The 26,724-nt window shown below is 38.0% G+C and carries 24 protein-coding genes, 1 tRNA gene, 1 other RNA gene, 1 pseudogene and 1 riboswitch; of the genes and pseudogenes, 11 read left to right on the top strand and 16 right to left on the bottom strand.

Features of this window, described 5'->3' with window-relative positions:
• Nucleotides 1-72: 72 nt before the first annotated feature.
• Together RST01_RS07545 and RST01_RS07550 are read right to left on the bottom strand one after the other, a co-directional pair.
• Nucleotides 73-1,059 (bottom strand): homoserine dehydrogenase, encoded by a 987-nt coding sequence (locus tag RST01_RS07545; RefSeq protein ID WP_147195634.1) that lies wholly within the window; start codon nt 1,057-1,059, stop codon nt 73-75.
• Nucleotides 1,060-1,295: 236 nt separating this feature from the next.
• Nucleotides 1,296-2,591: an O-acetylhomoserine aminocarboxypropyltransferase/cysteine synthase family protein gene (locus tag RST01_RS07550; protein WP_147195636.1), complete on the bottom strand. Its 1,296-nt coding sequence runs from the start codon at nt 2,589-2,591 to the stop codon at nt 1,296-1,298.
• 108 nt (nt 2,592-2,699) lie between these two features.
• Nucleotides 2,700-2,811: riboswitch (SAM riboswitch) on the bottom strand.
• A 176-nt stretch (nt 2,812-2,987) separates the two neighbouring features.
• Here RST01_RS07550 and nfsA point away from each other — a divergent pair.
• Nucleotides 2,988-3,719, top strand: coding sequence for an oxygen-insensitive NADPH nitroreductase (gene nfsA, locus RST01_RS07555; RefSeq protein WP_147195638.1), 732 nt, complete (start codon nt 2,988-2,990; stop codon nt 3,717-3,719).
• A gap of 53 nt (nt 3,720-3,772) precedes the next feature.
• Here the strand turns inward: nfsA and RST01_RS07560 are convergent, their stop codons facing one another.
• Complete coding sequence (locus tag RST01_RS07560; RefSeq protein WP_147195640.1) at nt 3,773-5,461, bottom strand: YrzE family protein; 1,689 nt, start codon at nt 5,459-5,461, stop codon at nt 3,773-3,775.
• 172 nt (nt 5,462-5,633) lie between these two features.
• Here RST01_RS07560 and RST01_RS07565 point away from each other — a divergent pair, with 172 nt between their 5' ends.
• The 5 genes from RST01_RS07565 to RST01_RS07585 all read left to right on the top strand — a co-directional run bounded on the left by RST01_RS07565 (nt 5,634) and on the right by RST01_RS07585 (nt 11,777).
• Nucleotides 5,634-7,202, top strand: a complete 1,569-nt coding sequence (locus RST01_RS07565; protein WP_147195642.1) for an FAD-dependent oxidoreductase — start codon at nt 5,634-5,636, stop codon at nt 7,200-7,202.
• 522 nt (nt 7,203-7,724) lie between these two features.
• The gene (gene pepT / locus RST01_RS07570) at nt 7,725-8,951 is read left to right on the top strand and encodes a peptidase T (protein WP_147195644.1); all 1,227 of its coding nucleotides are present in this window, start codon (nt 7,725-7,727) and stop codon (nt 8,949-8,951) included.
• 18 nt (nt 8,952-8,969) lie between these two features.
• Nucleotides 8,970-9,965: a DMT family transporter gene (locus RST01_RS07575; protein WP_147195651.1), complete on the top strand. Its 996-nt coding sequence runs from the start codon at nt 8,970-8,972 to the stop codon at nt 9,963-9,965.
• A 304-nt stretch (nt 9,966-10,269) separates the two neighbouring features.
• Nucleotides 10,270-11,520, top strand: a complete 1,251-nt coding sequence (locus tag RST01_RS07580; RefSeq protein ID WP_244946675.1) for an Nramp family divalent metal transporter — start codon at nt 10,270-10,272, stop codon at nt 11,518-11,520.
• A 47-nt stretch (nt 11,521-11,567) separates the two neighbouring features.
• Nucleotides 11,568-11,777, top strand: coding sequence for a YczO family protein (locus tag RST01_RS07585; RefSeq protein WP_147195655.1), 210 nt, complete (start codon nt 11,568-11,570; stop codon nt 11,775-11,777).
• A gap of 42 nt (nt 11,778-11,819) precedes the next feature.
• On the opposite strand, the gene RST01_RS07590 is transcribed toward RST01_RS07585, so the two are convergent.
• Nucleotides 11,820-12,500: a GNAT family N-acetyltransferase gene (locus tag RST01_RS07590; protein ID WP_184117535.1), complete on the bottom strand. Its 681-nt coding sequence runs from the start codon at nt 12,498-12,500 to the stop codon at nt 11,820-11,822.
• Entirely contained in the window at nt 12,493-13,623 is a 1,131-nt protein-coding gene (locus RST01_RS07595; protein WP_147195657.1) for a mandelate racemase/muconate lactonizing enzyme family protein, read from the bottom strand. Before RST01_RS07595 ends, RST01_RS07590 begins: the two co-directional genes overlap by 8 nt.
• 92 nt (nt 13,624-13,715) lie before the next feature.
• On the opposite strand from RST01_RS07595, the gene RST01_RS07600 reads away from it, so the two are divergent.
• Nucleotides 13,716-14,960, top strand: a complete 1,245-nt coding sequence (locus RST01_RS07600) for a hypothetical protein (RefSeq protein ID WP_147195659.1) — start codon at nt 13,716-13,718, stop codon at nt 14,958-14,960.
• 41 nt (nt 14,961-15,001) lie between these two features.
• Here the strand turns inward: RST01_RS07600 and RST01_RS07605 are convergent, their stop codons facing one another.
• The 10 genes from RST01_RS07605 to RST01_RS07645 form a co-directional block, all read right to left on the bottom strand.
• Nucleotides 15,002-16,111, bottom strand: a complete 1,110-nt coding sequence (locus RST01_RS07605) for an amidohydrolase (RefSeq protein WP_147195661.1) — start codon at nt 16,109-16,111, stop codon at nt 15,002-15,004.
• A 126-nt stretch (nt 16,112-16,237) separates the two neighbouring features.
• Complete coding sequence (locus RST01_RS16260; protein ID WP_255475973.1) at nt 16,238-16,372, bottom strand: hypothetical protein; 135 nt, start codon at nt 16,370-16,372, stop codon at nt 16,238-16,240.
• A 117-nt stretch (nt 16,373-16,489) separates the two neighbouring features.
• Nucleotides 16,490-19,024 carry a bifunctional lysylphosphatidylglycerol flippase/synthetase MprF gene (mprF, locus tag RST01_RS07610; RefSeq protein WP_280524620.1) on the bottom strand — a complete coding sequence of 845 codons (2,535 nt, stop codon included), beginning with the start codon at nt 19,022-19,024 and terminating at the stop codon, nt 16,490-16,492.
• A gap of 153 nt (nt 19,025-19,177) precedes the next feature.
• Nucleotides 19,178-19,948, bottom strand: coding sequence for a 3D domain-containing protein (locus tag RST01_RS07615; RefSeq protein ID WP_147195665.1), 771 nt, complete (start codon nt 19,946-19,948; stop codon nt 19,178-19,180).
• Nucleotides 19,949-20,457: 509 nt separating this feature from the next.
• Nucleotides 20,458-20,808 (bottom strand): cupin domain-containing protein, encoded by a 351-nt coding sequence (locus tag RST01_RS07620; protein WP_147195667.1) that lies wholly within the window; start codon nt 20,806-20,808, stop codon nt 20,458-20,460.
• A gap of 97 nt (nt 20,809-20,905) precedes the next feature.
• Nucleotides 20,906-21,274, bottom strand: a complete 369-nt coding sequence (locus tag RST01_RS07625; RefSeq protein WP_066791447.1) for a helix-turn-helix domain-containing protein — start codon at nt 21,272-21,274, stop codon at nt 20,906-20,908.
• Nucleotides 21,275-21,312: 38 nt separating this feature from the next.
• Nucleotides 21,313-21,801, bottom strand: a complete 489-nt coding sequence (locus tag RST01_RS07630) for a PaaI family thioesterase (protein ID WP_147195669.1) — start codon at nt 21,799-21,801, stop codon at nt 21,313-21,315.
• Nucleotides 21,802-21,997: 196 nt separating this feature from the next.
• The gene (locus RST01_RS07635) at nt 21,998-23,119 is read right to left on the bottom strand and encodes a sensor histidine kinase (RefSeq protein WP_244946669.1); all 1,122 of its coding nucleotides are present in this window, start codon (nt 23,117-23,119) and stop codon (nt 21,998-22,000) included.
• 98 nt (nt 23,120-23,217) lie between these two features.
• A complete protein-coding gene (locus tag RST01_RS07640) occupies nt 23,218-23,700 on the bottom strand; it encodes a hypothetical protein (RefSeq protein ID WP_147195671.1) in 483 nt (160 codons plus the stop codon).
• 85 nt (nt 23,701-23,785) lie between these two features.
• Nucleotides 23,786-24,223 (bottom strand): hypothetical protein, encoded by a 438-nt coding sequence (locus RST01_RS07645; RefSeq protein WP_147195674.1) that lies wholly within the window; start codon nt 24,221-24,223, stop codon nt 23,786-23,788.
• 346 nt (nt 24,224-24,569) lie between these two features.
• On the opposite strand from RST01_RS07645, the gene RST01_RS07650 reads away from it, so the two are divergent.
• From RST01_RS07650 to RST01_RS16295, 4 genes and pseudogenes are all read left to right on the top strand, one after another.
• Nucleotides 24,570-25,208 carry a YfbR-like 5'-deoxynucleotidase gene (locus tag RST01_RS07650; protein ID WP_184117536.1) on the top strand — a complete coding sequence of 213 codons (639 nt, stop codon included), beginning with the start codon at nt 24,570-24,572 and terminating at the stop codon, nt 25,206-25,208.
• Between the two features lie 127 nt (nt 25,209-25,335).
• A non-coding RNA gene (gene ssrS, locus RST01_RS07655) (6S RNA) lies at nt 25,336-25,528 on the top strand.
• Between the two features lie 230 nt (nt 25,529-25,758).
• Nucleotides 25,759-26,085: pseudogene (locus RST01_RS16290) on the top strand (PAS domain-containing protein); the annotation flags it as partial.
• Nucleotides 26,086-26,178: 93 nt separating this feature from the next.
• Nucleotides 26,179-26,523 carry a methyl-accepting chemotaxis protein gene (locus RST01_RS16295; protein ID WP_371859440.1) on the top strand — a complete coding sequence of 115 codons (345 nt, stop codon included), beginning with the start codon at nt 26,179-26,181 and terminating at the stop codon, nt 26,521-26,523.
• 124 nt (nt 26,524-26,647) lie between these two features.
• Here the strand turns inward: RST01_RS16295 and RST01_RS07665 are convergent.
• Nucleotides 26,648-26,719 (bottom strand) — tRNA-Glu (locus tag RST01_RS07665).
• Between the last annotated feature and the right edge of the window lie 5 nt (nt 26,720-26,724).

Below are 26,724 nucleotides of genomic sequence, written 5' to 3' on the forward strand. Positions count from 1 at the left end.
TACAGGCCCACACTCCTGTTCATCTATCCTTTCTTTTTAAACCAATATTATGATAAATATCTTTTAATTGAGTTAAATTGAAATAACAGTTTTAGTTTTTGTCAGCAAATCGCCATAATCTTCCACCATCGCGCTCGCAGTCGGAAGCATTCCCGCTCCTGGGCCTACAAGTGTTACGGTGCCTAGCAGATCCGCCTCAATGGCAACAGCGTTGTTTACTTCCTCAATTGAATAGAGAGGGTGACTCTGATCTATGAGCTCAGGTCTAACTGTCGCATGCACCTCGCCTGTTTTATAATTTTTTTGGACTAGTGCAATATGTCGGTAGCGCATGCCTTTTTCAGTTGCTTCTTTTACTTGTTGGGATGTGATTTCATTAATACCTTGTACTTTTACATCCTTCCAATCTGGCTGCTCTTTAAATGCTAGTTCACTGAGGATCATTAGTTTTCGAAAAGCATCTTGGCCTGATATATCGTTATAAGGATCTGCTTCAGCGTAGCCTAATTTCTGTGCATCTTCTAAAGCTTCCTCAAATGCCATTCCTCTTGCACGCATTTGGGTCAATATGTAATTGGATGTTCCATTTAATATACCTTGAATGCGCTGTACCTCATTGACACGAAGCAGATTTTGCATCGTTTTTATAACAGGAACGCCGCCTGCAACTGTTGCCTCAAAACCTACCTGCACTCCATGTTTCGCTGCTTTTTCCTGAAGTGATTTGCCATGCTTAGAAAACATCACTTTATTAGCGGTGATAACGTTGCATCCCTTTTCAATAAGGCGGTCAAGGTATTGATATGCAGGTTCCTCTCCTACAATTGCTTCGAAAACAACATCAAGATTCGAAATATCCAGGATTTCCTCTATCTGATTTGTCAGCATCTCTTTAGCAGCATGAGGACGTGGCTTATTCGGATTGCTGACGAGGACTTTTGCTACTTCTAGGTCGACATCTAGCATCTGTTTCAATTGACTGCGCTTTTCTGTTAATATGCGATAGACCCCCTGGCCAACTGTACCAAAACCTAATATAGCAACCTTTACCTTTTTCAAAAAACCGCCTCCATTGTCTTATACTGAATTAATCTACATACTGATGATTTTAGCTTACACAGAGTATGTTTACAAGATAATTCCTCCTACGAAAGACATGTGTGTACATGGAGTGTTCATTTAAATCAAAATGAAAAGAGTGAAAAGACAATCCATCACTCTTTTCTTTATTTATTTAAAAAATTTTTCAGGAAATGCTGCTACTTCCCTGAGGCGAAGCGAAACTCATTAACAAATTATTTTGCTGCAACTTTTGGGCTTACCTTTGTGAATGCTTCTTCTAGTGCAGAGATGATATCATCGATTGCTTCTAACCCAATAGATAAGCGAATTAATTCCTCTGGCACGCCTGATTTTTTCAACTCTTCACTGTTTAATTGTTGATGAGTTGTTGAGGCCGGATGAATAATCAATGAGCGGGCATCTCCTACATTTGCCACGTGACAGAACAATTCGACATTGTCGATAAATTCGCGTCCAGCATCTCTGCCTCCTTTAATTCCAAATGTAAGAACAGAGCCATAGCCATTCTTTAGATACTTTTTAGCAAGAGGAGCGAATTCACTATCAGAGAAGCCATTGTATCCTACCCATTCCACCTGAGGATGCTGCCGTAAGTATTCAGCTACCTTTCTAGCATTTTCATTATGATAAGGCACACGAAGATGCAGTGTTTCAAGACCTTGCAATAGTTGGAAGGCAGCATCTGGGCTAAGCGTTGGCCCAAAGTCGCGCAGCAATTGTACGCGCAGGCGTGTAGCGAAAGCTGCATTACTCACATCAATGCCATAGCGGATGCCATGATAGGATTCATCTCTTTCTGTATAGTCAGGGAATTTGCCTCGTGTCCAATCAAACTTGCCTGCATCCACCACCACGCCAGCGATTGTTGTACCGTGCCCGCCAATCCACTTAGTCGCAGAGTGAATCACAATATCAGCGCCATATTCAATAGGATTACATCCAATCGGTGAGGCAAATGTATTGTCGATGATTAGAGGGATTTCGTGTCGATGGGCAATATCCGCAATACTTTCGATATCTGCTACTGAAAGACTAGGATTACCAATCGTTTCAACATAAATCGCTTTTGTATTTTTTTGGATTGCCCCTTCAAAATCTTCAAGCTTCCGTTCATCTACAAATGTAGTATTGATTCCGTATCGCGGCAAAGTATTAGCAAATAAATTGTACGTTCCTCCATACACACTCGCAGCTGAAACTATATGATCACCAGCACGCGCTATATTTAAAATAGAAAATGAAATGGCCGCCATGCCTGATGATAAAGCAACCGCTGCTGTTCCACCTTCAAGCAAGGCTACTCGTTTTTCAAAGACATCAACAGTTGGATTCATGATTCGAGAATAAATATTGCCTGGCTCTTCCAAGGCGAATAATTTCCGTGCATGCTCTGTATCATTAAATCTATAGGCTGTTGTTCGGTATATTGGCACCCCAATTGCACCAGTTGTAGGATCAGGCGTTTGGCCACCACGTACTGCTAAAGTCTCTTTACGAAATTCTGTCATTCTAATTCCCCCTAATATAGTTTGAGATGGAAAGCTGAGGTGTGGCAAGGATTTTTCCAAAAGAAAAACCCTTCTTCACATAAGAAGAGGGTCATTAGCATTTTCCTCCCCTTATCTGTCAGATTCGCAATAAAGAATCTGTAGGAATTAGCACCATGTAAGATAACTTACTGGTTGCCGGGCATCGCAGGGCCTTTCCCTCCGCCACTCTTGATAAAGGTAATTTATTCTGTTCCATCTTGTTGTTGTAAGTATAGGTATTGCATTTTAAAAAGTCAATACTATTTTTTGATATTTCTAAATATTACATACAAGCGGATTCGTTTCGCTAGTCATTTCCTACAATTTCTCCTATAGTTAATTAGAGAAATCCACAAAATAGGAGTTGTTCTACAGATGGTTAAAGATTTATTGCGTAGCCATTCATCAGTTCGAAAATATACAGGTGAAGAGATACCAAAAGAGGTTGTACGAGATTTAATTGAAACAGCACAAATGGCTGCTACCTCACATTTCATCCAAGCATACAGTGTCATCTGGGTAACTGATGCCGACAAAAAGAAAAAATTAGGCGAGCTCTCTAACAATGAGTTCCAATTCAAAACAGCAGGTGCTTCTTTCTTATTCTGCGTTGACTTCAAGCGTTTGGAGGCTGCCGGCAAAAAGCAAGGTGTAGAAATTGTGGCTGATTCTGCTGAAAATCTTCTTGCAGGCGTAGCCGACGTAGCGCTATTTGCGCAAAACTTTGTTATTGCTGCTGAATCAGAAGGATACGGCATTTGTTATATTGGCGGTGCACGCAATAACCCAGCTGATATCAGTGAATTATTCAATCTGCCTGAACACGTTTTTCCTATGTTCGCCATGACGATCGGAAAACCGACGAAAAGAAATGAAACAAAACCAAGACTTCCACTGGATGCCGTGCTACATGAAAATAGTTATGATGAAGAAAAATACGATACATTACTTGATGAATATGATGCGACATTAGAAGAATACTACCAACATCGTTCATCGAATCAAAAAATGTCGAATTGGACAAAACAAATGGCTGATTTCTTAGTGGAACAGCGTCGTCCATTTATCAAAGACTTCCTTGCATCCAAAGGATTTACTTGGAAATAGAAAAACGCTCTATAAGGTTTTTGGCTTTTGCCTGCCTTATAGAGCTTTTTTAATTATTTTTCTTCGATTCCCTCTATAACCATTTCTTTTACTGGTAAAAAGACTTCGCTTGAATTCACATATTTCAGCTTCACCGTGTCGCCTTCTTTCAGATAGACTGCGAGAGGAGCCACTTCTGAACTCACAATATAATTTTCTTTATTATCTAGCAAGAAGGAAATAGTTGTGAAATCCCCATTCTTTTCTTTATAAACGCGGACTACTTTTCCTTGAGTTTCTTTTTCTTCTGCTGCAGATGTTCCTTTTAATGAACTGTTGCCAATTCGGGAGATAATGGTTTTATATTGCCGTAGTGCTTCATTGGGTGTTGCTGCAGATACTGAAAGTTCAGGCCTTGCTGCAGACACAATCGAGTAATTTTGTAGGAAGCCATTGGAATCTAACACTGGTACAAGCCAGCTGGCTTCACCGTAAAAATTGTAGATAATTGGCATAGAAGCACGCCATTTTTTCTCGATAAATTTTTTCTCAATGATTTGAATTGCACCCTGCGAATCCATATAGGATTCTTCTTTATTGCCTGTATAGTACGTTGCATGACCTGTACGCGCGTCTGTTAAAGAGTAGCCAAGCATAGAATCTACACCTTTTTTCGGACTTCTAAAATCAGTGAAGTAAAACATTGTGCCATTCTCATCAAAGACAGGGCTGACATTCGCTTCTGTCCCTTCATCTGATGGCAATTTTACATCTTTCTTGCCGACTAGACTATTCCAAAAACCATGCACATATTTGCCGAAATATTCATTTTGTCGGCTTACTGCTTCGGGAGAGATCGCTCCGTCAATAAAGGCAGGTATTTTATCTAATGTATACGTTTTAGAAGCGCCTGTTTTTACATCTACCATAACGATGCCCTTTGGATCAAAGCCATTACGCGCAGAAATGAATTTTCCATACGTTCTGATGTAATACGGCTTGCCGTCATCGTCTACTTCCAATTGTGGATCGCCATAAAAAATTTCTTTTGGATTAGCAAGTCTCATATGGCGTTCGACATTATTGTTAAAATAGCCAGAAGCTGTGTAAACCATTTCTGATTTAACGAACTTTGGATTGTTAGATGAATCGGTTGCACTCATGATGAGATACCCTGGCGAAACTTTCCCCTTCATCCATTTGAAAAAGTCAGAAAACTCAACGGGTGCAATATAAACATATTCGCCCGCTACTTTTTGGATCTGCAATTCTCCTAATTCATAATAGCTAGGATTTGGCACTTGGCTGAAGGCCTTCTTCATCTTATTTCGTGCAAATTTTGGTGGAACACTTGCAGGCGTTTTCGTGTCATCAAACGCTTTCATTTCCACTTTGTGATCCATATCCGCCGACTCAAATTTTTGATTGGCGTTAAAAACGGGAGCAGCTAAAAGATAACCAAAATAAATTAAACTAGCAAAAGCGATTAAACCTTTTATTTTACGTTCCATTCCTGTAGATAATAAAAGACCAATGATAGCAAGAACTAAAATAACAGGCCATATTATAGACCAATTTTGATCTATTTTAGTTACATAGAAGACAATGCTCGAAATTAATGTTCCTACAATAAAAATAAATAAGCCAAATTTTAATTTAAACGATGTTTTACGATCGCCCTCTGCTGTCTTACTTGCAAGCGGCGTTACCAAAACCATTGCGATCAAACCGATCAACGCTGACATCGTAAGAGTTAGTGTCATGTATTACTCATCCTTTCTTATCCTATAAATACGGTTGGAGTGAATGAAAGTTTCAAAGAATTTATATGCTTGAGGATATGGAGTTCCAACATCATTAAATAGTTCAACTAGATTGGTATAATTATCCTCCAATTCGGGAATTCTTTTAAAAAAGGTAATTGGAGGATAAATAATGCCAGAAAAATATGGAAAGCTTCCAGAAAACACTCAATCTTATTGGATAGACTCTGTAAAGTTGCCCACATTTCCGCGTTTAGAAGAAGACATTAATGTTGATGTCGTTATAGTAGGTGGTGGTATCGCCGGGCTTACTTCTGCTTTTCTATTAGTTAACGAAGGTTTAAAGGTTGCTATAATCGAGGCAGACCATGTGCTCAATGGAACCACAGGGAATACAACTGCAAAAATCTCAGCTCAGCATGGTTTAATTTATGATGAATTTATCAGGAATATCGGTGAGAGTAAGGCAAAGCTTTATTATGAAGCAAATGCAGAAGCACTGCATTTCATCGAAAATACAATTAGTGAGCATCGCATTGATTGTGATTTCTCTAAACAGGATGCCTACGTTTATGCGATCACGGAAGAATATGCAATGAAAGTAAAGAAAGAAGCTGAGGCTTATGAAAAGCTTGGCATCAATGGCGAATTGGTGAATAGCATTCCTTTTAATATCGATATACAGAACGGGATTGTAATGAAAGACCAGGCACAATTTCATCCATTAAAGTACTTGGCACATCTTCTACAACACATTACAGAAAAAGGCGGCCAAATCTTTGAAAATACAACAGCTGTCAACATAGAGACAAAGGAACAGCCAAAGGTTTTAACCCGCGAGAATCATAGCATTACAGCTAAACATGTGCTTATTTGCACCCACTTCCCTTTTTATGAGGGCATGGGACTCTACTCAGCAAGAATGCATGCAAGTAGCTCGTATGTACTTGCTACAAAAGTAAAGAACAAATATCCGGGCGGTATGTATATTAGCGCTGAGATGCCATCACGTTCTCTGCGCTCAGCAACCATTAACGACGAGGAATACGTGCTTGTTCTTGGTGAGGACCATAAAACCGGTCAAGGCGGGGACATACTAGAACGCTACAAAGCATTAGAAGACTTTACGGAACATGCTCTTGGGCTTGAAAGTATCGCCTACCGATGGACTGCTCAGGACTTAATAACACTAGATAAGTTGCCTTATATCGGTAATCTCACAAGCAATGATCCTAATATATTAATTGCCACAGGTTTTAGAAAGTGGGGAATGACGAACGGAACAGCTGCTGCCCTTCTATTCCATGATGTCATTGTAAATAAAGGAAGTAAGTATCAGGACTTATATTCACCATCACGGTTTTATGCAAATCCAAGCTTAAAAAATCTCTTAGCTCAAAATGTGAATGTTGCTAGGCAGTTTATGAAAGGGAAATTTGGCATAACTACTAAATCGTTAGAAGATATAAAGAAAGATGAAGGCGGCGTTATCACGATCAACGGCCAAAGAAAAGGCGCTTATAGGGATACAGAAGGAGAATTGCATATTGTTGATACAACCTGTACTCACTTAGGATGCGAGGTTGAATGGAACAATGGCCAACGATCTTGGGATTGCCCTTGCCATGGTTCCAGATTCACTTATACCGGCGAAGTAATTGAAGGGCCAGCTGAAAAACCATTGTCACGTGATGACCATACCTTTTTTGATAACTTCACCTCGAAGAATTCAGGTTACTAAAAGAAAAAATCGCAAACTACGAGTTTTATCTTCACACGAAATTTGTGAATTAAAAATGCAAGGGATAGCTGTTTGCTATCCCTTTTCTGTTTCATTATCGATATCCCTCAACACATTCTTTTGCCATGTATAAAATGAAATTGAAAAGGTGCTAACAAACAAAATCAAAAAAGTAATTCCTAAAGCTGTGGGAACAAAATTAAAAGCTTTGATAGCATTATTAGAAATTGACCATTCCATCACACCAGATGGCCTAGAAAAAAACTCGGCAACCCTTCTCCATTAGCCCCTATTATGAGAAATAAAAAACCTAATAATAAAAATCCAACTGGTATACCATATAATGCAATATGTTCATGAATCTATTTGTTAATTATTGTAACCTTCTATTAAGCTTATATAAAGTTAGTATAGCTAACTATTTCAATTATTTTCTCTCTCCTCTTTTCTGAAAATATTTCGCACAACTAAAGAAAGTGTTAGAATTATAGCAATGCTTAAAATTTAAGGAGGATTCACACAATGAAAGAAACAGTTATTGAGCGATTGATTCGCTATGCCAAAATTGATACACAATCAAACGAAGAAAGCCCAACTACACCATCTACTGAAAAACAGTGGGATTTACTTCGTGTATTAGAAAGCGAATTAAAGGAAATCGGTATGGAAGAAGTATCAGTGGATGAGTTTGGCTACTTGTTTGCTACATTACCTGCCAACACAGAAAAAGACATTCCCACAATCGGATTTTTAGCACATGTGGACACAGCGACAGATTATACAGGTACGAATGTGAATCCGCAACGTCATGACAACTATGATGGCGGCGATATTCAATTAAATGAAAAGGTTGTCCTTTCACCAAAAAATTCACCTGAGCTATCAAACTATGTTGGCCAAACATTAATTACAACAGATGGCACTACATTACTTGGTGCTGATGACAAAGCTGGTATTGTCGAAATCATGACAGCTATGGAATATCTCATTCAACATCCGGAAATCAAACATGGCAAGATCCGTGTCGGCTTTACACCTGACGAGGAAATTGGCCGTGGCCCGCATAAGTTTGACGTAGAACGCTTCAATGCGACTTACGCTTATACAATGGACGGCGGCCCATTAGGCGAGCTTCAATATGAAAGCTTCAATGCAGCAGGCGTTAAAGTTAAAACACGCGGTACAAGTGTACACCCAGGTTCAGCTAAAGATAAAATGGTCAACGCGATTACTATGGCGATTAAATTCCAAGAATTGATGCCAAAAGAGGCTGTTCCTGAAAAAACAGAGGATCGTGAAGGCTTTATTCATTTAATGCGTTTTGATGGAGATGTAGAAAATACTACTCTTTCATATATTATTCGAGACCATGACCGCGAAGCATTTGAAACGAAGAAAGCTTCTATGAAAGACGCGGAGAAGAAAATCCAAGCAGAATACGGCGAAGAAGCTATTACCGTAGAAATGAATGATCAATACTACAATATGGCAGAAAAAATCTTGCCTGTAAAAGAGATTGTAGATATCGCAGAGAAAGCAATGAAAAACTTGGACATCAAGCCATTAATCTCCCCTGTCCGTGGTGGTACTGATGGTTCTCAGTTATCATACATGGGACTCCCAACACCTAATATCTTTGCAGGTGGAGAAAATATGCACGGTAAATTTGAATATGTATCTGCAGAAACTATGGTCAAAGCAACAAATGTCATTATCGAGATTGTCCAATTATTTGAACAAAAAGCATAATTGAAAAGAGGTGGAGAGATGAAAGAAATAGCACTTGGTATTTTGGCTTCTTTATTTTTTGCCGTGACCTTTATATTAAATCATTCGATGGAATTAGAAGGCGGGAGTTTTCTGTGGAGTTCGTCTTTGCGCTATTTCTTCATGCTCCCTTTTCTCTTGATCATCGTGTCTGCACGTAAAGGGATGCCCGTTCTTACGAAAGAAATGAAAGCAAAGCCCTTGCCATGGTTATGCTGGAGCTTTGTCGGCTTTGTCCTTTTTTATGCTCCGCTTACATTCGCTGCGGCATATGGGCCAGGGTGGCTTGTGTCCGGTACATGGCAGTTTACAATCATAGCAGGGGTGCTGCTTGCGCCATTCTTTGTGAATTATATTGACGGGCGTCCCATACGTCAAAAGGTCCCCGTCACTTCACTTCTTATCTCAAGCATTATCGTGATAGGCATTATTTTAATTCAAATACCTAGTAGTCAAAATGTCTCTACATCACAGTTATTGTTGAGCATACTCCCGGTTATCGTTGCGGCATTTGCCTATCCACTTGGCAACCGTAAGATGATGGATCTTTGCCAGGGAAGACTAGATACGTTCCAACGTGTGCTGGGAATGACGATCGCTTCTATGCCCGCTTGGATTGTGATGGCCGTCTATGCACTATTTACAGTTGGCCTTCCATCTATGAGCCAGTTGATTCAGTCATTGATTGTCGGCATCAGCTCAGGGGTCATTGCGACTGTGCTATTTTTTATTGCGACTGACCGCGTTCATCATGACCAAGGCAAGCTAGCGGCTGTCGAAGCTACTCAATCAACAGAGATTATATTCGTCATCATTGGAGAAATTTTGCTCTTAGGTATTCCGCTCCCCACCCCGCTTGCGCTGTTTGGGATAATTGCCATTATCATTGGTATGTCACTGCATAGCTACTATACGATGCTATTAAAGAAAAAAGAGACTATTCTAGTACAGGCGGCAAATGCTAAACATAAGCAAAAACCAAAATTAAGAGCTTAATAGACTCAAGCCCAAAGGAAACATGATTCCTTTGGGCTTTTTTATTGGTAACATGACAATGTTTATAATAATCAACAAGTGGCAATTGAATATTGTTTAGTGACCATTCAAAAAAATTCTATGAATCCAGGTAAATGCCTACACACATTAAATGGAATATTTCTAAAATAGAAAAGAATCCAGGCTTTACTTTTCATTAAATGTAGGGTACACTTTACACTATAAAATTTGCCTTAGGGAAACTTTATTTCTACAACAACAATTTTAAGTGAAGGGGAAAAATATGAGAAATAGAAAAACAAAAATGGCTTTCCCGACCGCCGATGATGTATTAAATGGCAAATCCCATGGCATCAAAAATATTTTGCCTTTTCTAGGGCCTGCTTTTATAGCGGCTGTCGCCTATATTGACCCAGGCAACTTCGCTACGAATATTACCGCAGGATCTGAATATGGCTATCTTCTTTTATGGGTCATTGCTTTTTCAAATCTAATGGCTGTCTTAATTCAATCTCTCTCAGCTAAATTAGGAATTGCTACAGGGAAAAACTTGCCGGAAATTGCACGGGAAAAATTTAAAAAATCTACTTCTATACTGTTATGGATTCAAGCTGAGCTTGTTATTATGGCTACTGACTTAGCAGAATTTATCGGGGCTGCGCTTGGCTTATATTTATTATTTGATATACCTATGTTGCCAGCTGCACTTATTACAGCAGTAGGTTCATTCGCCATCCTTGAATTACAACGACGCGGCGTAAGAGCTTTTGAAGCAGGTGTTTCAGCGATGGTCATGATGGTTGTATTGGCATTTGCCTTTCAAACATTCCTTGCCCATCCAAGTGGAGGAGCGTTAGCAGCAGGATTCATTCCTAAGTTTGATGGAGTTAATTCGATTCTTCTGGCTACTGGCATACTAGGCGCTACTGTTATGCCACATGCTATTTATTTACATTCGTCTCTAACACAGCATCGCGTGGTTGGAAAAGATGATGAACAAAAACGAAAGATCTTTAAATTTGAATTCATTGATATTGTGATCGCTATGATTATTGCCGGGGCAATTAATATGAGTATGCTTATCATTGCAGCAGCCGTATTCCATACTAAAGGAATGAATGTTGAAGACTTGGATGTAGCCTTCAACTCGCTCCATGACATGCTTGGGCCAACAGCTGCCATTTCATTCGGCTTAGGTTTATTAATCGCAGGGCTCGCTAGCTCCTCCGTCGGTACACTCTCTGGAGACGTGGTAATGCAAGGCTTTATTAAGAAGCATATACCAATTTATCTAAGACGCTTTATTACGATGTTGCCGCCATTATTAATTATTGGGTTCGGCGCAAACGCCACCAAGGCTTTAGTATGGAGCCAGGTTATCTTGTCCTTTGGTATTGCTTTCGCACTTATACCACTCATTAAGTTCACAAGTGATAAAAAAATAATGGGTGGCCTTGTAAATCATAAAATCACTACTTTTATCGGTTGGATCGTTGCAGCCATTGTCGTATTATTAAATCTTTATCTACTCTATGAAACATTCATGGGTGCATAATAATATGCAACGCACACACACTAACCTACAAAAGGTAGGTGTGAGCAATGAAAAAGGATTCGTTACCTGAAAACAAAAAAATATTTGTTGATCTTCCCTATAAAGATCGGCCAGACATGCTGGATTCTGAGAACATTAGTATCTATGATTTGCATGAAGATATGCAGACAGTTGATCCTATTCCAGCAGAATCACAAGCACTTGAGTTAAAAGAAGAAGAGCTTGATGACAAATACAATGAATCCTGGACATCCTGAGAATAGAAGAGCAAGCAGAGAATAGTTCTCCGCTTGCTTTTTTTACTTTCTATAGACAACAATCCACTGACCGTCTCTTTGAAGCATATGTGTTCCAATAAATCCTGCCTTAATTAACCGCTGTTGTCCTAAAGTATCTGTCATCGCCGTTTCCTGTTCTTGAGTAAAGCTCGGAACATTTTCTTTTAGGTTTTTTAAAAAAATGTAGCGCAGTTTGCCACCGTACTTTTCCTTCAATCCAGCCACATGGAATCCCTGCGAGAATTTATCTTTTAAGCTAGGGATATTGAGAGGTTTGACTGTTGCACATACATAATCGTAAAGGCTTAAATCAATTTGATCCATAATAATAGACGCCATTTTCTTTTGTAGACCTAATCCACGATAGCGAGGTGAGACATTAGAAATTTCCTGATAAAGCACACGTGAAAGCTGTTCTTGTGGGATACCACAGTCTAGTCCTAAATGTTCCTCATCAACCTCCGGCAAAAGCACAGCACGAAAAGCGATTAATTCATCAGCAATAAAAATACCGATCATGAGGCCATTTCCGTTAAAAATGTGGATAATCTCTTCTTCGCTTAGTGGTTGCAGAGAATCACGATCTGTTAAGGCTCCAATTACTTCTTCTTGCAAAGCCATGATTGCCGGCAAATGGTCAGCAGTTAAAATGCTTGCATGATACACATTCCCGCCAATCGTTCCTTTTGCAATATCATTCATTGCCCTCTTCCTTTCCATCGACACTACATGAAAATTGGCAGAGCTCTTTGATGATGCTTTCATCTACATCTACACCTAAACCGCTTTTTTCATTTAAGGAAATGAATGGCACGTCATAGTGCAGGTTACCGATATCCTTTGAAAACTTAAGCGGACCTGTCAATTCCACGCTTTTAAAGACTTTCTTCGAAAAAGCAACATGGAAGCCAGCCGCAGAACCGACCGAAGATTCAACCATGGAGCCAATTTGGCACTCAATCCCCGCCATTTCTGCCATATGGGCAAGCTTCATAGCTGGATAGATGCCTCCACATTTCATCAACTTGATATTCACTTTGTCTGCTGCGCGTTTAGCTATAATTTCACGCATTTCTTTCATTCCATGCAAACCTTCATCAATCATCAAGGGAACATCGCTTTTTGCTTTTACCTCGACCATGGCATCTATATCATCTGCATCGACCGGTTGTTCAAGCCAATCTAAATTCATCTTGCGAAGCGCTCGTAATCCTTTAAGTGTTGTGGCCGCATTATGCCAGCCTTGGTTGACATCGACACGAATATCAATAGCATCGCCTACTCGCTCGCGAACCGCTTTAATGCGCTCTACATCCTTCATCACTTCCGTACCGACCTTCATTTTGAAGGAATGATAGCCCATTTCTACGCGTTCTGCTGCTTCTTGTGCCATTTTCTCAGGCGAGCCGATACTTAAAACGTGAGTGATAGGAAACTTCTCATGATAGCGTCCACCAATAAGTTGATAAACAGGCACTTGCAGTTTTTTTCCTGCAATATCAAAGCAAGCAATATCAATGGCAGCTTTAGCAGCAGGTGCAAGATATACCGTCTTGTCCATAAGATCATGGATCTTTTCAAAGCAAAGCGGATCTTGGCCTATGACAGCTGGTGCTAATTGATGTTTCAACATCATATAGGCACCTTCCCATGTTTCACCTGTTACATGCTCATCTGGCACTGCTTCTCCGTAACCGACAATCCCTTCATCAGTTGTGATTTTAGTGATAATGGATGGCATTGTATCGTATGTATCATAGCTGATAACAAATGGCTCGATTAACGGTAAATGTATAGCATAAATATCTATTTTCGTGATTTTCATTTTTTTCTCCCTTTCCCTTTACATTTATTTGACTCCTTGATATATTGTCGTTAAACTGTCGCTAAATAGGCAAAAAGAAAGGAACCGGTACAATGCCCATTAAAATTGCTGTGATTTGTTCCTCTGCCTTTCGTGAAAGGTTAGAATCGATTGCTCAAGAAATATCTAATATCCAATTAGAATTTTACATCTATCAGGCGCCAAATGAAACACCTAATCTAATGAAACAAGTTAAACCTTGTGATGCCTTATTGTTATCAGGCACTCTTCCTTACTTATATGCTAAACCATTGCTGCATGACTGGCCTATTCCCTGGACGTATTTAAAACAGGATGAAGCAGCTATTTCAACATCTCTTCTCTCTGTTCTGTCTAACTATAGAGTACCCATTTCTGAAATTTCTATTGATGTCATGAATGCAAAAGATGTCCGCCATGTGTTAAATGATATTCATTATTCTGGCGAACCGCCTTTTATACAGGAAATTGAGCTGGAATCATCATTTGAACAAATCAAAGAAGCACATCAACAATTATGGCATAAAGGAAAAGCAAAATTCATTATTACAAGTATACATCAAATATATGATGATCTAGTTTCAGCAGGTATACCAGCCATCCGTATGCAGGATCCGAACAGTACAATCATCCAACATTTGAAACAAACCAAGTCACTTTCCAAAATGCTGAAATCTGAATCAGCAAAAGCTGTAGTGGGCATTATAGCATTCAAAGAGCAAGAAAAGGAAAATCAATTGCTCTTACAGCAAATCACATCTACTATTCATGCTACATACCAAAAGATTGATGACTATCATTTCGAAGTATTTACAACGTATGGACATCTTTACAATGCTCTTCAGTACAGCTTGCTTGAACAGGCACTCCATTCAAGCTCAACTACAGCAAAGCTTACCTTTGGCTATGGAACATCTATTCGAGAAGCAAAGCAAAATGCTAGGCAAGCACTACAATTTGCAGAGCATAATACCATACTAATCATGAATGAGGAAAAGGAACTTATTCAATATCCTCATCCTGAAATGATAAAGCTATCACTCAAGACAAAGGATCCTTATGTGCTCCAAATGGCGAAAGAAACAAAGCTAAGTCCGCAAAACATTTCAAAAATCATGGCCTTCAGTACATCTAGGAAGTCCCTTCAGTTCACAGCACAGGATTTGACGGATTACCTGCAGGTCACACGAAGAACAACGGAAAGGATTTTAAAAAAGCTAGTGGACCATGGCTATGCTGTCGTGGTAGGTGAAGAAATGCTATATCAGCAAGGGAGACCGCGTGCTGTTTATGAACTTAATTTTTCTACGTATTCCTAATAAGATTAGACCGGTTTGGCATAATGTCAAACCGGTCTTTTTTATAAGTTAATGCTCTGAGTTTTTTTCTCTAATACAGTTGCGAGCACCTTCGCCCCGTCGAATAGAGCTTTATGATTAAACGACATGTGTGGATGGTGTAAACCTGGTGCAAGGTCAGCACCAATACCAATCATGGTTGCCTTTAATTCTGGTTTTTTAATCGTATAAAAGTGGAAATCATCACTGCCAGGTGTAATGACATGTGGTGCCAAATGTTCTGTACCCAATGCTTCGACAATTGCTGCTTCCGCCATATCTGCAGCTTCGTTAGACACTTCTGCGCCTGGCGTGAAGTCAATCCATTTCCAATTCAACGAAATGTTGAATTGCTTAGCTAAGCTAGCCAATCCATGCTCTACTTTTTCTTGGATTTCTTCCAGCACCGTATTCTTTTGTGCTCGAATATCCATTGAAAAACTTGCTGAACCAGGAATGATATTTATACTTCCGCCATCTGCTATCATTTTCGTCAGCTTTACAGAATGAGGTTCAAATGGCGATATGTAAATATTTTTTGCCATTTGATGAATCGCCATAATTACATCAATTGCATTATTTCCTTGATGTGGGCGAGCACCATGTGCATCAACCCCTCTTATTTCGCCTTCTAAAAAGATTGCAGAGCCATGGTGAATTGCAGGTGATGCCATACCTAATGCTAATTCTTCGATTGGGCGCAAATGTACGCCGAAGAGATGTGACACATCATCTACTGCGCCATGTTCATAAGCAGCAACCGCTCCGTTTCCCTGTTCTTCAGCAGGCTGGAAGATAAAACGTACTTTGTGCTGTAACGGGGCATCTTTTAAATGCAACAATGCACCGAGCACCATTGAGATATTGGCATCATGGCCGCAAGAGTGGTTTGCTCTCCATTCACCATCTACCTCTTGCCACAGTGCATCAATATCTGCACGTACTGCCACTACTTCGTCTCCTTCGCCTATCTCAGCTACAAGCCCAGGAATATCCTTAAATTCCCGGTAAGGGATATGTAATTCATCTAAAATACTACTAATTTTTCGGGTAGTTCCATGTTCCTTCCAACTCACCTCTGGATGTTCATGAAAGTAATGAAACCATTCTAAAATTTGTTCATCAATTGCCATTTATCCATCACCTCGTTTTTTCATCATACTGCATTAGCCAATGTTTTCAAAGCCATTATCCTTTTCGGATTAGATTACAAATAAAAAAACAGCCATAGATTTGGCTGCGTAGGCATGTTGTATTGATTATAATTCGCTGAAAAAACCTGCAGGAAACTGTGTTAGTTCTTCAAGAGGAATCATTTCTTCGTTTGTAGTACTTTCCATTGTCTCTTCCTTTTCTTCGTCTAATAAATACGTTTCAAATCTAGATGGGTTCATCTGTACACTCCTTATTTTAGTTGAATTTTCTGATTTTTTATATCTTACAATAGATACAATTTATAATCAAGTATTTAAAATAAGAAAATAAGAAAAAAGAGAACATAGCGCAAAATGCTATGTTCTCTTTCTTGATTGCTTCACTTCGGTTACTTGCATTCTCATATTTGAAAAATTATTATCACCTATCAACATCATGATTTGCAGAATAGTAAAAGGCAATGATGTCTTTTTGCGATAGGCAACATATTTAGTTTCCCACTCGTTAATATATGTCTCTTTAATACGCTGGATGGCAGGAGAACTATAATAGCCCTCACCTTCAACAACAATGCGCGTTGCGATTTTTTCGCTTATACCGGCAAATCGTGAAATTCCTACATGTGAAAGAGGTGTCATCCCCACATTTATACGCTTAAATTCTTGTTGTTCACTTGCCAGAAAGATATTTAAAAATAAGTAGTCTAAAATATGCTCAGGCAAAAAGTCTTTTTTAAAACGTATTAAGTCGATTGTAACTGTCTGCTCTTGGTCATAAAGCGGAATTAAATTTGCGAAGGCTACAATTTCATGTTGATTTCTTTTTACAACAGCAACCGGCGTATATTGGAGATACGATTCATTGAAATAGCCTAGCGAAAAGCCTTTTTCTTTACGATTATTTAACCATTCATCTGATATTTGGCGAAGCTGCTTCAGTTCATCCTCTGAATGAGGTGGAGGCCATATTTCAAAATGGCACCCCTTCTTCTTAAATGTGTCTTCTATCTTCCGCAACCCATTTGAGTCGGGTAATGGCGTTTTTAAATCAATATACCCTTCATCCCCGAACTTAAAGAAAAGATAGCCAAAACCATGCAAGTAAGGGACGAATGAATCACTTACTTCATAGAAAATGGGCGTATAACCATACCGGTCAGCAAACGTGATAAATTCTTCAATGGCTTCTCTGAAATCTGCTTTCTCTCCAACTAAATCGCCCAGCACAACTAGTTTATTTGCGACTACCTGATAAGGAAAGAGGACCGTCTTTTTCGAATTCCAATAGACATACTTATCATGCAAGAAAATGAGATGCGATAACTCTTTTCCTCCATATTTATTCAGGTGGATAAAGATTTCTTCTTCATATTCGCGCGAAGATATTTTTTTAAACTGCGTTAATTTGCGCAGTGACACTTCGCAGACTACTACAATAAGTACAACAATCAAACCCATAAAAGCACTTTTCCATAAATCGCTAGAATCTGTGATAAAAAATGGTTGTAGCTTTTGCGGCATTGAATATTTTATCGTTGGATATGCGAATAATCCAATAACAATATAAAGCAGTAAAATAGCCAAAATAATGAAAGTATTTAATATGCTTCTACCCCACGTTACAATGTAGCTCTCTCGATAGAAGCGGCCCCGTGACAAAAACAAAAGCCCAGCTACAAACAACATAAATAAGGCCTGCTTATACTGGATACCTTTCACAATAAAAAGTGCTGAAGCGAATAACAATACAAACACTGTCATGCGATATGAATTTTTGTCTTTATACGATATGCCGTTTGATAATGCCAGCAGCACAAAGCCTGTCGCCACCGCCAATTGGTGAGAAATATTGACTATTGGAAAAGACATTAGCTCCTTTGCATAGCGAATGCTTTCTATAGCTCTCGGCGCTACAGAAGATACCAGCAAAATAAGTCCAGCTAGGAATACAAACGCTGTGGCAAGTATATGGCTGGTTTTTTCAAGGAAAAACCTTGGAATGGCATTAAAGCTCACATTGAACTTTCCCCACAACTCTCGTACAAAGAGTAACAGCCCTGCCAAAAAAGGAATAACATAATAGCCTACTCGATAAAAGAGCAATAGGATTAGAATCGATTCTTCCGGTATTTGAAGAGCTTGGGCTCCCCATATAAAAACCAAATCAAATGAACCTAGCCCACCAGGAATCATACTGACAATGCCGGCACATGACGCAACAACAAAGATAGGAATAACAGATTCTATACTGATTGGTATTTTTAAAAGATGGATAAGCACGACAATAAAAGTAAAAGCACCGAGCCACTCTAAGGTTGAAACGCAAACCAGTAATACATCAGATAGTACGTGCTTTTTGGTTGTCTTCTTTGAAAGTAACTGTATGATAGCTTTAATAATGAGAAAAGGTAAATATAAACCAATTAAACCTGCTGCAAAAACAACGATTTTATGCTCTTTGAAAAGAGGAAAATCCCAGTAGAATAAAGGCAATATCCAAGTAAACAGGGAAAGGCCCGCCAAATAAAAGAGCGTGACCGAGGCAATCGTTTTAAAGAAAGAGGTGTTGTCAACTTCTTTCTTCTTGAAATAGTGCGTACGCAGCAAAACGCCGACTAACCCACCAAATCCTATTAAATTCGAGAATGAATTAATAATTAGTGACTCTTTCATTAATTTTCGTAATGGTCTATTCAATTTTAGCTTTTTAACGATAAAGTAATCATAAAAGAACATAGGAAAAACGAGCACTAGAGATAACAAGGCAGTAAAAGCAACTGTTCGAATATCTAAATTTTCTATTTGAACAGCTATTTCATGGCGATCTACATTCCCTATAATTTTAGCGATCTCATGAATGGCAAAAACCATTAATAATATTGGCAAAACCACTTTAACCCATTGGAGAAGTTTAGTCTTATTAATTTTGATCTACACCCATCCGTTTTTTGATACCCCTATTGTAAACCATCTAAAAAAAAAACGCTCATAATGCGGGTTGCATTACGAACGTTTTCTTTGATTACCTATTGTTGAATTTGAATACTAATTCAATACTTTTATTGTTACTGTACGTACGCCCCAGCTATTCGCTTGGCTATTGTTTGGCATTAATAGGTCAATTTTGTGTCCCTTAATTGCGCCACCTGTATCGGCTGCAATAGCTGTACCATATCCTTCAACCCACACTTTTGAACCAAGCGGAATGACACTTGGGTCAACTGCGATTAGTTTCATATGTGGATTTGCTTTTACATTAACGCCTGTGGCAGTTACACCAGAACAACCAGCACAATTAGGTGTATATGCTGTTGCTGTCACAGTCATTGTTTTACCTGATGATGGTTGTGTAGCTGGTTGTTGTTGGGCAGCAGGTTTTGCTGGAGCTGCTGCAACAGGGTTAGCTGCTTTTGGTTCTACTTGTTGTGTAGAGGCAGCTTCTACTTTTGCTTTTTCTCCAGTTAATGCAAGAGTTTGTCCCACATAAATAGTATCTCCGGCAAGTCCATTAATTGCTTTTAAATCTCCAACAGAAACACCTTTTTCAGTTGCGATTTTATATAATGTGTCGCCTTTTTTTATTTTATATGACTTTTCTTCATTCTTACCAGTATTTAATTTTTGTTTTGGAACAATAATATCAGAAGATAGATTGTTCAACTTTTTTAGATCCTTTACGGATACGTCTTCATCTTGTGAGATGCTCCAAAGTGTATCTCCTTTTTCCACTTTGTAACTAGCAGCTGACGCTTGAGTAGTTAAAGCTGCAGTTCCTAATGCGAATACACCTGCTAGTGCAATTAAATATTTTTTCATCGTTCAAAAACGACCTCCTTTGTACTAACACGAATAACTTTACCACGCCCATATGTCATAACTATTGCTAAAAGATGTTGGCGCTGTAACAATCGTGTTACATTCTTTCCCAATTATCTGACTATTTATACATGAACAATTTAATTTTTTTAAAATTATACGTCGAATAGTTGGCATGTATAGGATGAAAGATCATGGAAAAAAGAGGGTTAAAATACTGTTAATTCAACTTATAAAAATGAAGGAACAGATAAAAACATAGAAAAAATATAAAATATTATTTGAAATTGGGTTAAAATGAGGCAAAATTGATGAAAAACGAAGCATTTTACGCTGAAATATTACAAAGAAAGTTGAAGAATACATCCTTTTATATTTAAGGTGAAGTATTAATTTCTATAAATATCCAATAAACTACCCTTTTTCTTTTAAAATACAAAAGAAAAAGGAGTGGTAACTGCCACCCCTTCTTTACTCCCGCTCTTTTAAAATACTCGTCAGCTATCTTTCTATAGAGCTATTAATGATGAAATGTCTAATGCTTCACACTCTATCACGATAGCCGTTAATCCTGTTTCGGTTTTGGTTTCGTGCCATTCTCCCTTATTCCAAAAGACAGCATCTCCACTATTAACCCTTATCTCTTCCTCTGAATTCCCCCGAACAACACCTTCACCGTTTACAACTAAAAATAACTGAGGTACAACAGCTTGATGATATCCAATCTTACCATTCTCCTCAAGATACATACACACAATTTGAGATAAGCTCTGGGTTTGTGCAACACGTGACAGAATAAAATCTGAGTCGAATTTTGTGTTTTTTTTACCAACATCTTTTCTGAACTGGTATATTTCCATTCAAGCCCTCCAGAAATAGTTATATAAGAAGAAAGTTCTTTAATAGAAGATTCACAGGGATATAACTTAAACACAGCATTTTTAGAGTAAGATCAAGTTATAGTGTTACTTCTTTTTGCATAGCCTTTAACTCAGCTAGTGTATAGAGTTCCCACAGATCTTTTTTATCTAGCTCATGCAGCAATATATTCAAATCATTTAAAATGACGTTCCTCTTTTTAGGAAATGGCTTATCTGCTTTAGGTGCATGTTCCTCAAGCATATTTAACAACAATTCATCTGCTGATACTTGCAATATATTGCTCAGCTTCACAATCCAGCTTGCGGAAGGTACACTTTCGCCCATCTCCCAGCTTTTAATACGGCTTGCAGATGTGCCGATTGCTTTTCCTAACGACAGCATGGAGTACCCATTATGAATACGCAATTCTTTTAATTTTTCTCCGAAGTCTTGTGGATTAAACATTTTTCTCTTCCCCTCTATTATGAAGTTTTCTTTTTATATTAATCTTTATCTTTTATAAAAGTATCTGGCATTACGACTGCTACTACTTCTCCGTTCGCCACATGTTGGTCGCCTGCGTGAATTTGGGTTTTCACCCTGAATTTTTTCGGATGGATTTCTTCCACTTCTGAAGTTGCCTTTAAGGTAATACCTTGAGGTGTGGGTTTTAAATAATCAACATGCAAAGAAGCTGTGACAAAACGAGGCGCTTCGACACCGTCGCCCGGTTGATGGCCTTTTTTTCGATGCAACGCTAATGATGCCGAACCAGTGCCATGGCAGTCCACAAATGAAGCTAAAAAACCCCCGTACACAAAGCCTGGTAAAGCTGTATACTTTTTATCCGGAAGAACAGAAGAAACCGTTTGGTCACCCTCCCAATATGTCTTTACATGAATTCCTTCATTATTATTACGTCCGCATCCATAGCACCAAGCAAAGTCATCTGGGTAATCATCTTGTATCGCTCTTTGATTTTCTTGATTCATTTCCACCCAACCCCTTTATATTTTTTAATTTTCTTACTATTTACAATTCGACATTAAAACAATATATCCTTTTCTTTTTCATGAATTTTATCTTTAAAAAGAAAATTTTTAATGTTTTTGACTAGTTGAATAAATAAAACTCACATTTCAGTCATATGTATGTTAAATAGCTCAAGTATCTCATGTGATACTTGAGCTATTCTGTTGGCGGCCTAACAATAGGCACAGTGATTTTTATAAATGTACCATCATTATCTTTGACCTCTAGCTCGCCATTCACAAACTCCACACGTTCCTTTAAACCGTTTAACCCATTACCTGTATTTCTCTTTACACCTTTTTTAATGCCAATTCCATTATCTTTTACAACCAACTCAATCATATCTGAAGTTTGACTAATAGCGACTGAGCATTCTGTTGCTTGACTATGTCGTACAATATTATTTACTGCTTCCTTCAGACACATGCTTAACGAATTGCTTAACATCGTTGGTATAGCATCAAACTGAGGATTACCTTCCACTTTTAGTCTAATATCCGCAGCTTTTAAGATTTGCTGGACGTGTTGCATTTCCTCCTGCAGTTTTACATTTTTCATGTTGGAGACCATTTCACGAACCTCTTTCAATGCAATAGAGGATGTTTGACGTATATCATTCAATTCCTGAATCGCCGCATTGGGATCCTTTTGCACTAAACGTACAGCCAAATCGCTTTTCAAACCAATCATAGATAGTTTTTGTCCTAATGTATCATGCAGGTCTCTTGCAATCCGCTGCCTCTCTTCATATATACTCAACTCAGAAATCCTAGCATTAGCCGTCTGTAGCGCACCTTGGAGCCTCTTGCTTTTACTTTCGCTATATAAATAGAAGGGACCCATTATTGCACTAAACAAGATAACGACAATAAGAGGAAGTTCTTGAATGAATACATCTGTTTCTATAAAGAAGCCGCCAATAACAGAGCCTACCGTCAACGCAATATGCAAACCATACATGATATAAAATCCTACCGTATGATGAATTTTGCCGATTGAAAATGCCGTGAAGAATGCAAAATAGATATATCCAAATAAAACGGTCATTACCGCATTAATGGCCATGCCAAAAGCTATCCACAAATAAAGAAGTCCATTCGTCGCAGTATAGGCAAACCGAAAACAGATAAGATATAAAAGTAGAATAGCAATTGCAATAGAGCTTTCTAGCTTTTGTGATGTATCAAAAATCATATAGAATGGAATAAAACAAAGGCAGAGCCACGCCAATCCGCTAAGAATTGGATTTTTAGGGAAAACACTATACCACTTTGTCACAGGAACACTCCTTGTCTTAAACTCCTTCTATTATAACATTTACTCATATGGATTATTTCTTGGGCAATTATTTATCTTACAATGCATCTACTAAGCATTTACTTTTTCTGAATACGTTCAAGCAATTTTTGTGTATTAGACGATTGCTCGAATACTTTTTGCTGTTCTGCCCAATAAATAATATATTCTTCATCATTCGCATGGAATACAAAAGAATTCATTTCTTTGCTAACTTTATTATTATCTAAAAGATGAAGGATCTCCACCTTGTATAGTTCTTTGCCTTTTGCTTTATAAATAATAGTATAATCCGGTTTTTCAGCAAATTGATTTCGATCTTCTTTTTTGAGGTTTTCAATATGGCTTAAAGGGTATTGCTCTTTGAATTGGTTTGCTTCAGACTTTGTGGTCCAAATGATTTTACCTTTGTTAGGATCTTTTACTTCTATTTCATTAACATATTGCTGTTTATTAATAATTTCATTGATGCGCTCCTTCTGTCCTTTTTCTTTATATGCTGTCCATCCGAAGAAGATCAGAATAACAGCAAGCAGGATCAGAGCGATTCTCATTAATCTCATATTTTCCACCTATTTTCATTAATCTCACATTATAGAAGTAGGATTATTAGTAATTCTTCTATTGATTCATCGAGCCATCGATGAATCACCATAAAACAGGTTTTGTCACCATGAACCATAACATTAAGGTTAATAGAATTACGTAGATCCATGTAGCTCTTTTTAGCTTACCAACAAATTGTTGTTGGTCATATTCTGGAGTATTAAACGTGCGCATTGTCGGTTTGAATGCTTTCGCTAGAAAAAAGAGCGATACAACCAAAAGTCCAATTGTAGCGGCTATAAATGGCGTTGCAATCGAATAACCACTACGCCAGAGCAAGTATATTCCTGATATGATTAAAACATGGCCCGCATGCTTCACGACACGAATGGCTATCTGGAACGTTGCTACATAGGCAACCATTTCTTCATGTATTAGAGCAGTCTTCATTTTCTTAAGCATAGGTAAAAGGACAAAGAATGGGCCGATTGATAATATTGCACTTAATACATGGATAAAAACGCCAGTTGAATACAGCATATCTTCTGCTTCCTTTTCTATCTATTTATTACTTTTACCTTAATAGAAATTGACTAGACATGCAATCAACAAAAAGGTGAAACTTCTTTATTGTAATAGTTTTCAAATAGATAAATATGAGTTCATTCATAATGAAATATACGAATAACAGCGAATATGTAAATACAAAATAAAGATCTGTTTACGTTTCCGTAAATAACCGGATAACTTTTATTTTTCCGACTATAATAAGGGTGAAGCTACAAAATTTTTCTCTGATGTGCTTTATTGCACTGATTGTAGTAAACCCTAATACGCATTTTTATGTTCACATTTTTTTAGCAAGGCATATACTATTTTCAAGGAAGTGATTAATATAGGCATTCATAGATTTTTTACAAGTTTAACGGATTTAGAAAGAATTATTCGTTGTCCAGGACGTTTTAAGTTTGAAGAGCATAACGTGGCAGCACATTCCTGGAAAGTATCCCAATACGCCATGTTTTTCGGTACCCTAGAGGAAATGGAGGGGGCTACAGTTGATTGGAAGTCACTTTATGAAAAAACGATTAACCATGACTTTGCGGAAGTCTTCATTGGTGATATTAAGACCCCTGTCAAACACGCATCACCAGAATTAAAACAGATGATTTCACATGTAGAAGAAAAAATGATGGAAAAATTCATCCTTCACGAAATCCCTGAGGAATTCCAAGAAATATTCTTTGATCGCATGAAAGAAGGAAAAGATTCAACGCTTGAAGGACTATTGCTAGAATTTGCGGATAAGCTCGATCTCTTCTATGAAGCTTTCTCTGAGTTGAAAAGAGGAAACACCGATAAGGAATTTGTAAGCATGTATGAGGAAGCATTAACAAAGTTATTGAAAATTCCTCTTCCTACATGTGTAAAGTACTTTAAAAATGTCATCTTGGCAGACGTAGTTTCTGAGAAGACGCCAATCGATATTACTACGCTTACCCAACACGTTCTTTCTGAAGCTTAGGCCTGAATCATAGGCATATGCTTTTTTATTTTCTTCTATACAATGAAGAAAAAGTAAGATTTATTTTCCCAATAATTTCATAGGTGTTCTCTCTTGCGGATTGCCTTCAAGGGGAGTATTATATGAATACAAGCTGCGTTGTACGTAATAATATGAAGTTTTAACCTTTAAGCTGTAATAGGGAGTTTTAATTGAGTACGGACTGGTATGCCGCATCCACCTTGATGCGGACGAACATGAAATGCTCTGCGAACACCCACTTTGAGGAGTGGTGGTTTAAAACTTTCGATATTTAAAATTACGGCAAAGGCGGCTTACCTATTGAATTTCCAGCATCCCTTTTATAAGGGATGCTTTTTTATTGGTTCTTTAATTATTATTACCTTTTTCTACAAAGAAATATATATCAAAGGAATTAGTCTAATGGTATAATTACACTTAATTCTTTTTAAAATAGGAAAAAGGAAATACATATAATGAGAGGAAAAAGAACATTAAAACTAACCTTATAACAGGCAGCTCTCAAATATTAAATGAGCAATTTGTATTGTTGGCGCTTGAAAAAAATTTAGCAATGGTGGAATTTAACCTGAATCGGGAAGTCATCTGGGCAAATGAAAACTTTGCAAACACACTGAATTATACAGCTAATGAAATGTTAAACATGAAACACGAACAATTCTGTACACATGAATTTTCAAGCAGCAAAGAATACATTGCATTATGGGAAAATTTAAAGCAAGGTGTTCGATTTCAAGAAAAAATTGAACGTATTAATAAATATGGAAAAACTGTATGGCTTGAAGCTACCTATATTCCTGTCCTAAACAAGGCAGGTGAAATAGAAGGTATCTTAAAGATTGCAACTGATATTACAGAACGGGAAAATAAAACTATCTCTACCACCCGCCAATTAAAAGAGATTCCAACTAACTTAGTAAAAGCTGTTACGGAAAACACTGAATCCAAGATGGATGCTTTGCAATCACTAACTAAACAGACTCAATTAATAAGTGAAGTATCTCAATTAATGAGAAGCATAGCCACGAAAACAAACATATTAGCATTAAATGCAGCCATTGAAGCTGCACGTGCAGGAGACCAAGGAAAGGGTTTTAGTATTGTGGCAGAAGAGGTACGCAAGCTAGCGAATAATGTAGCAGAATTTATAAATCAAGTTAATATGAATGTGGATCATATTAGAATTGAAACAAAACAGGTAAACAATATCACAAAAGATTTGCAACATATCATTCTAGATGCAGAGCTTCAATTTAAAAAAGTTTTAATAGAATTGGAAGCACTAAACAAGTAAATGAGCACTTCACTATAGAACTACGATAACACGTATATAAAGTCCGCCTAGGATTAAGGAATACCTTATGCTTAAAAAGTGCAAAATAAAAACTCTTGGAAATTTTCCAAGAGTTTTTTTATTATGACCCCTACGGGATTCGAACCCGTGTTACCGCCGTGAAAGGGCGGTGTCTTAACCGCTTGACCAAGGGGCCTTCTA

The organism is Rummeliibacillus stabekisii, from assembly GCF_007988965.1.
In the GTDB taxonomy this organism is placed as follows: domain Bacteria; phylum Bacillota; class Bacilli; order Bacillales_A; family Planococcaceae; genus Rummeliibacillus; species Rummeliibacillus stabekisii.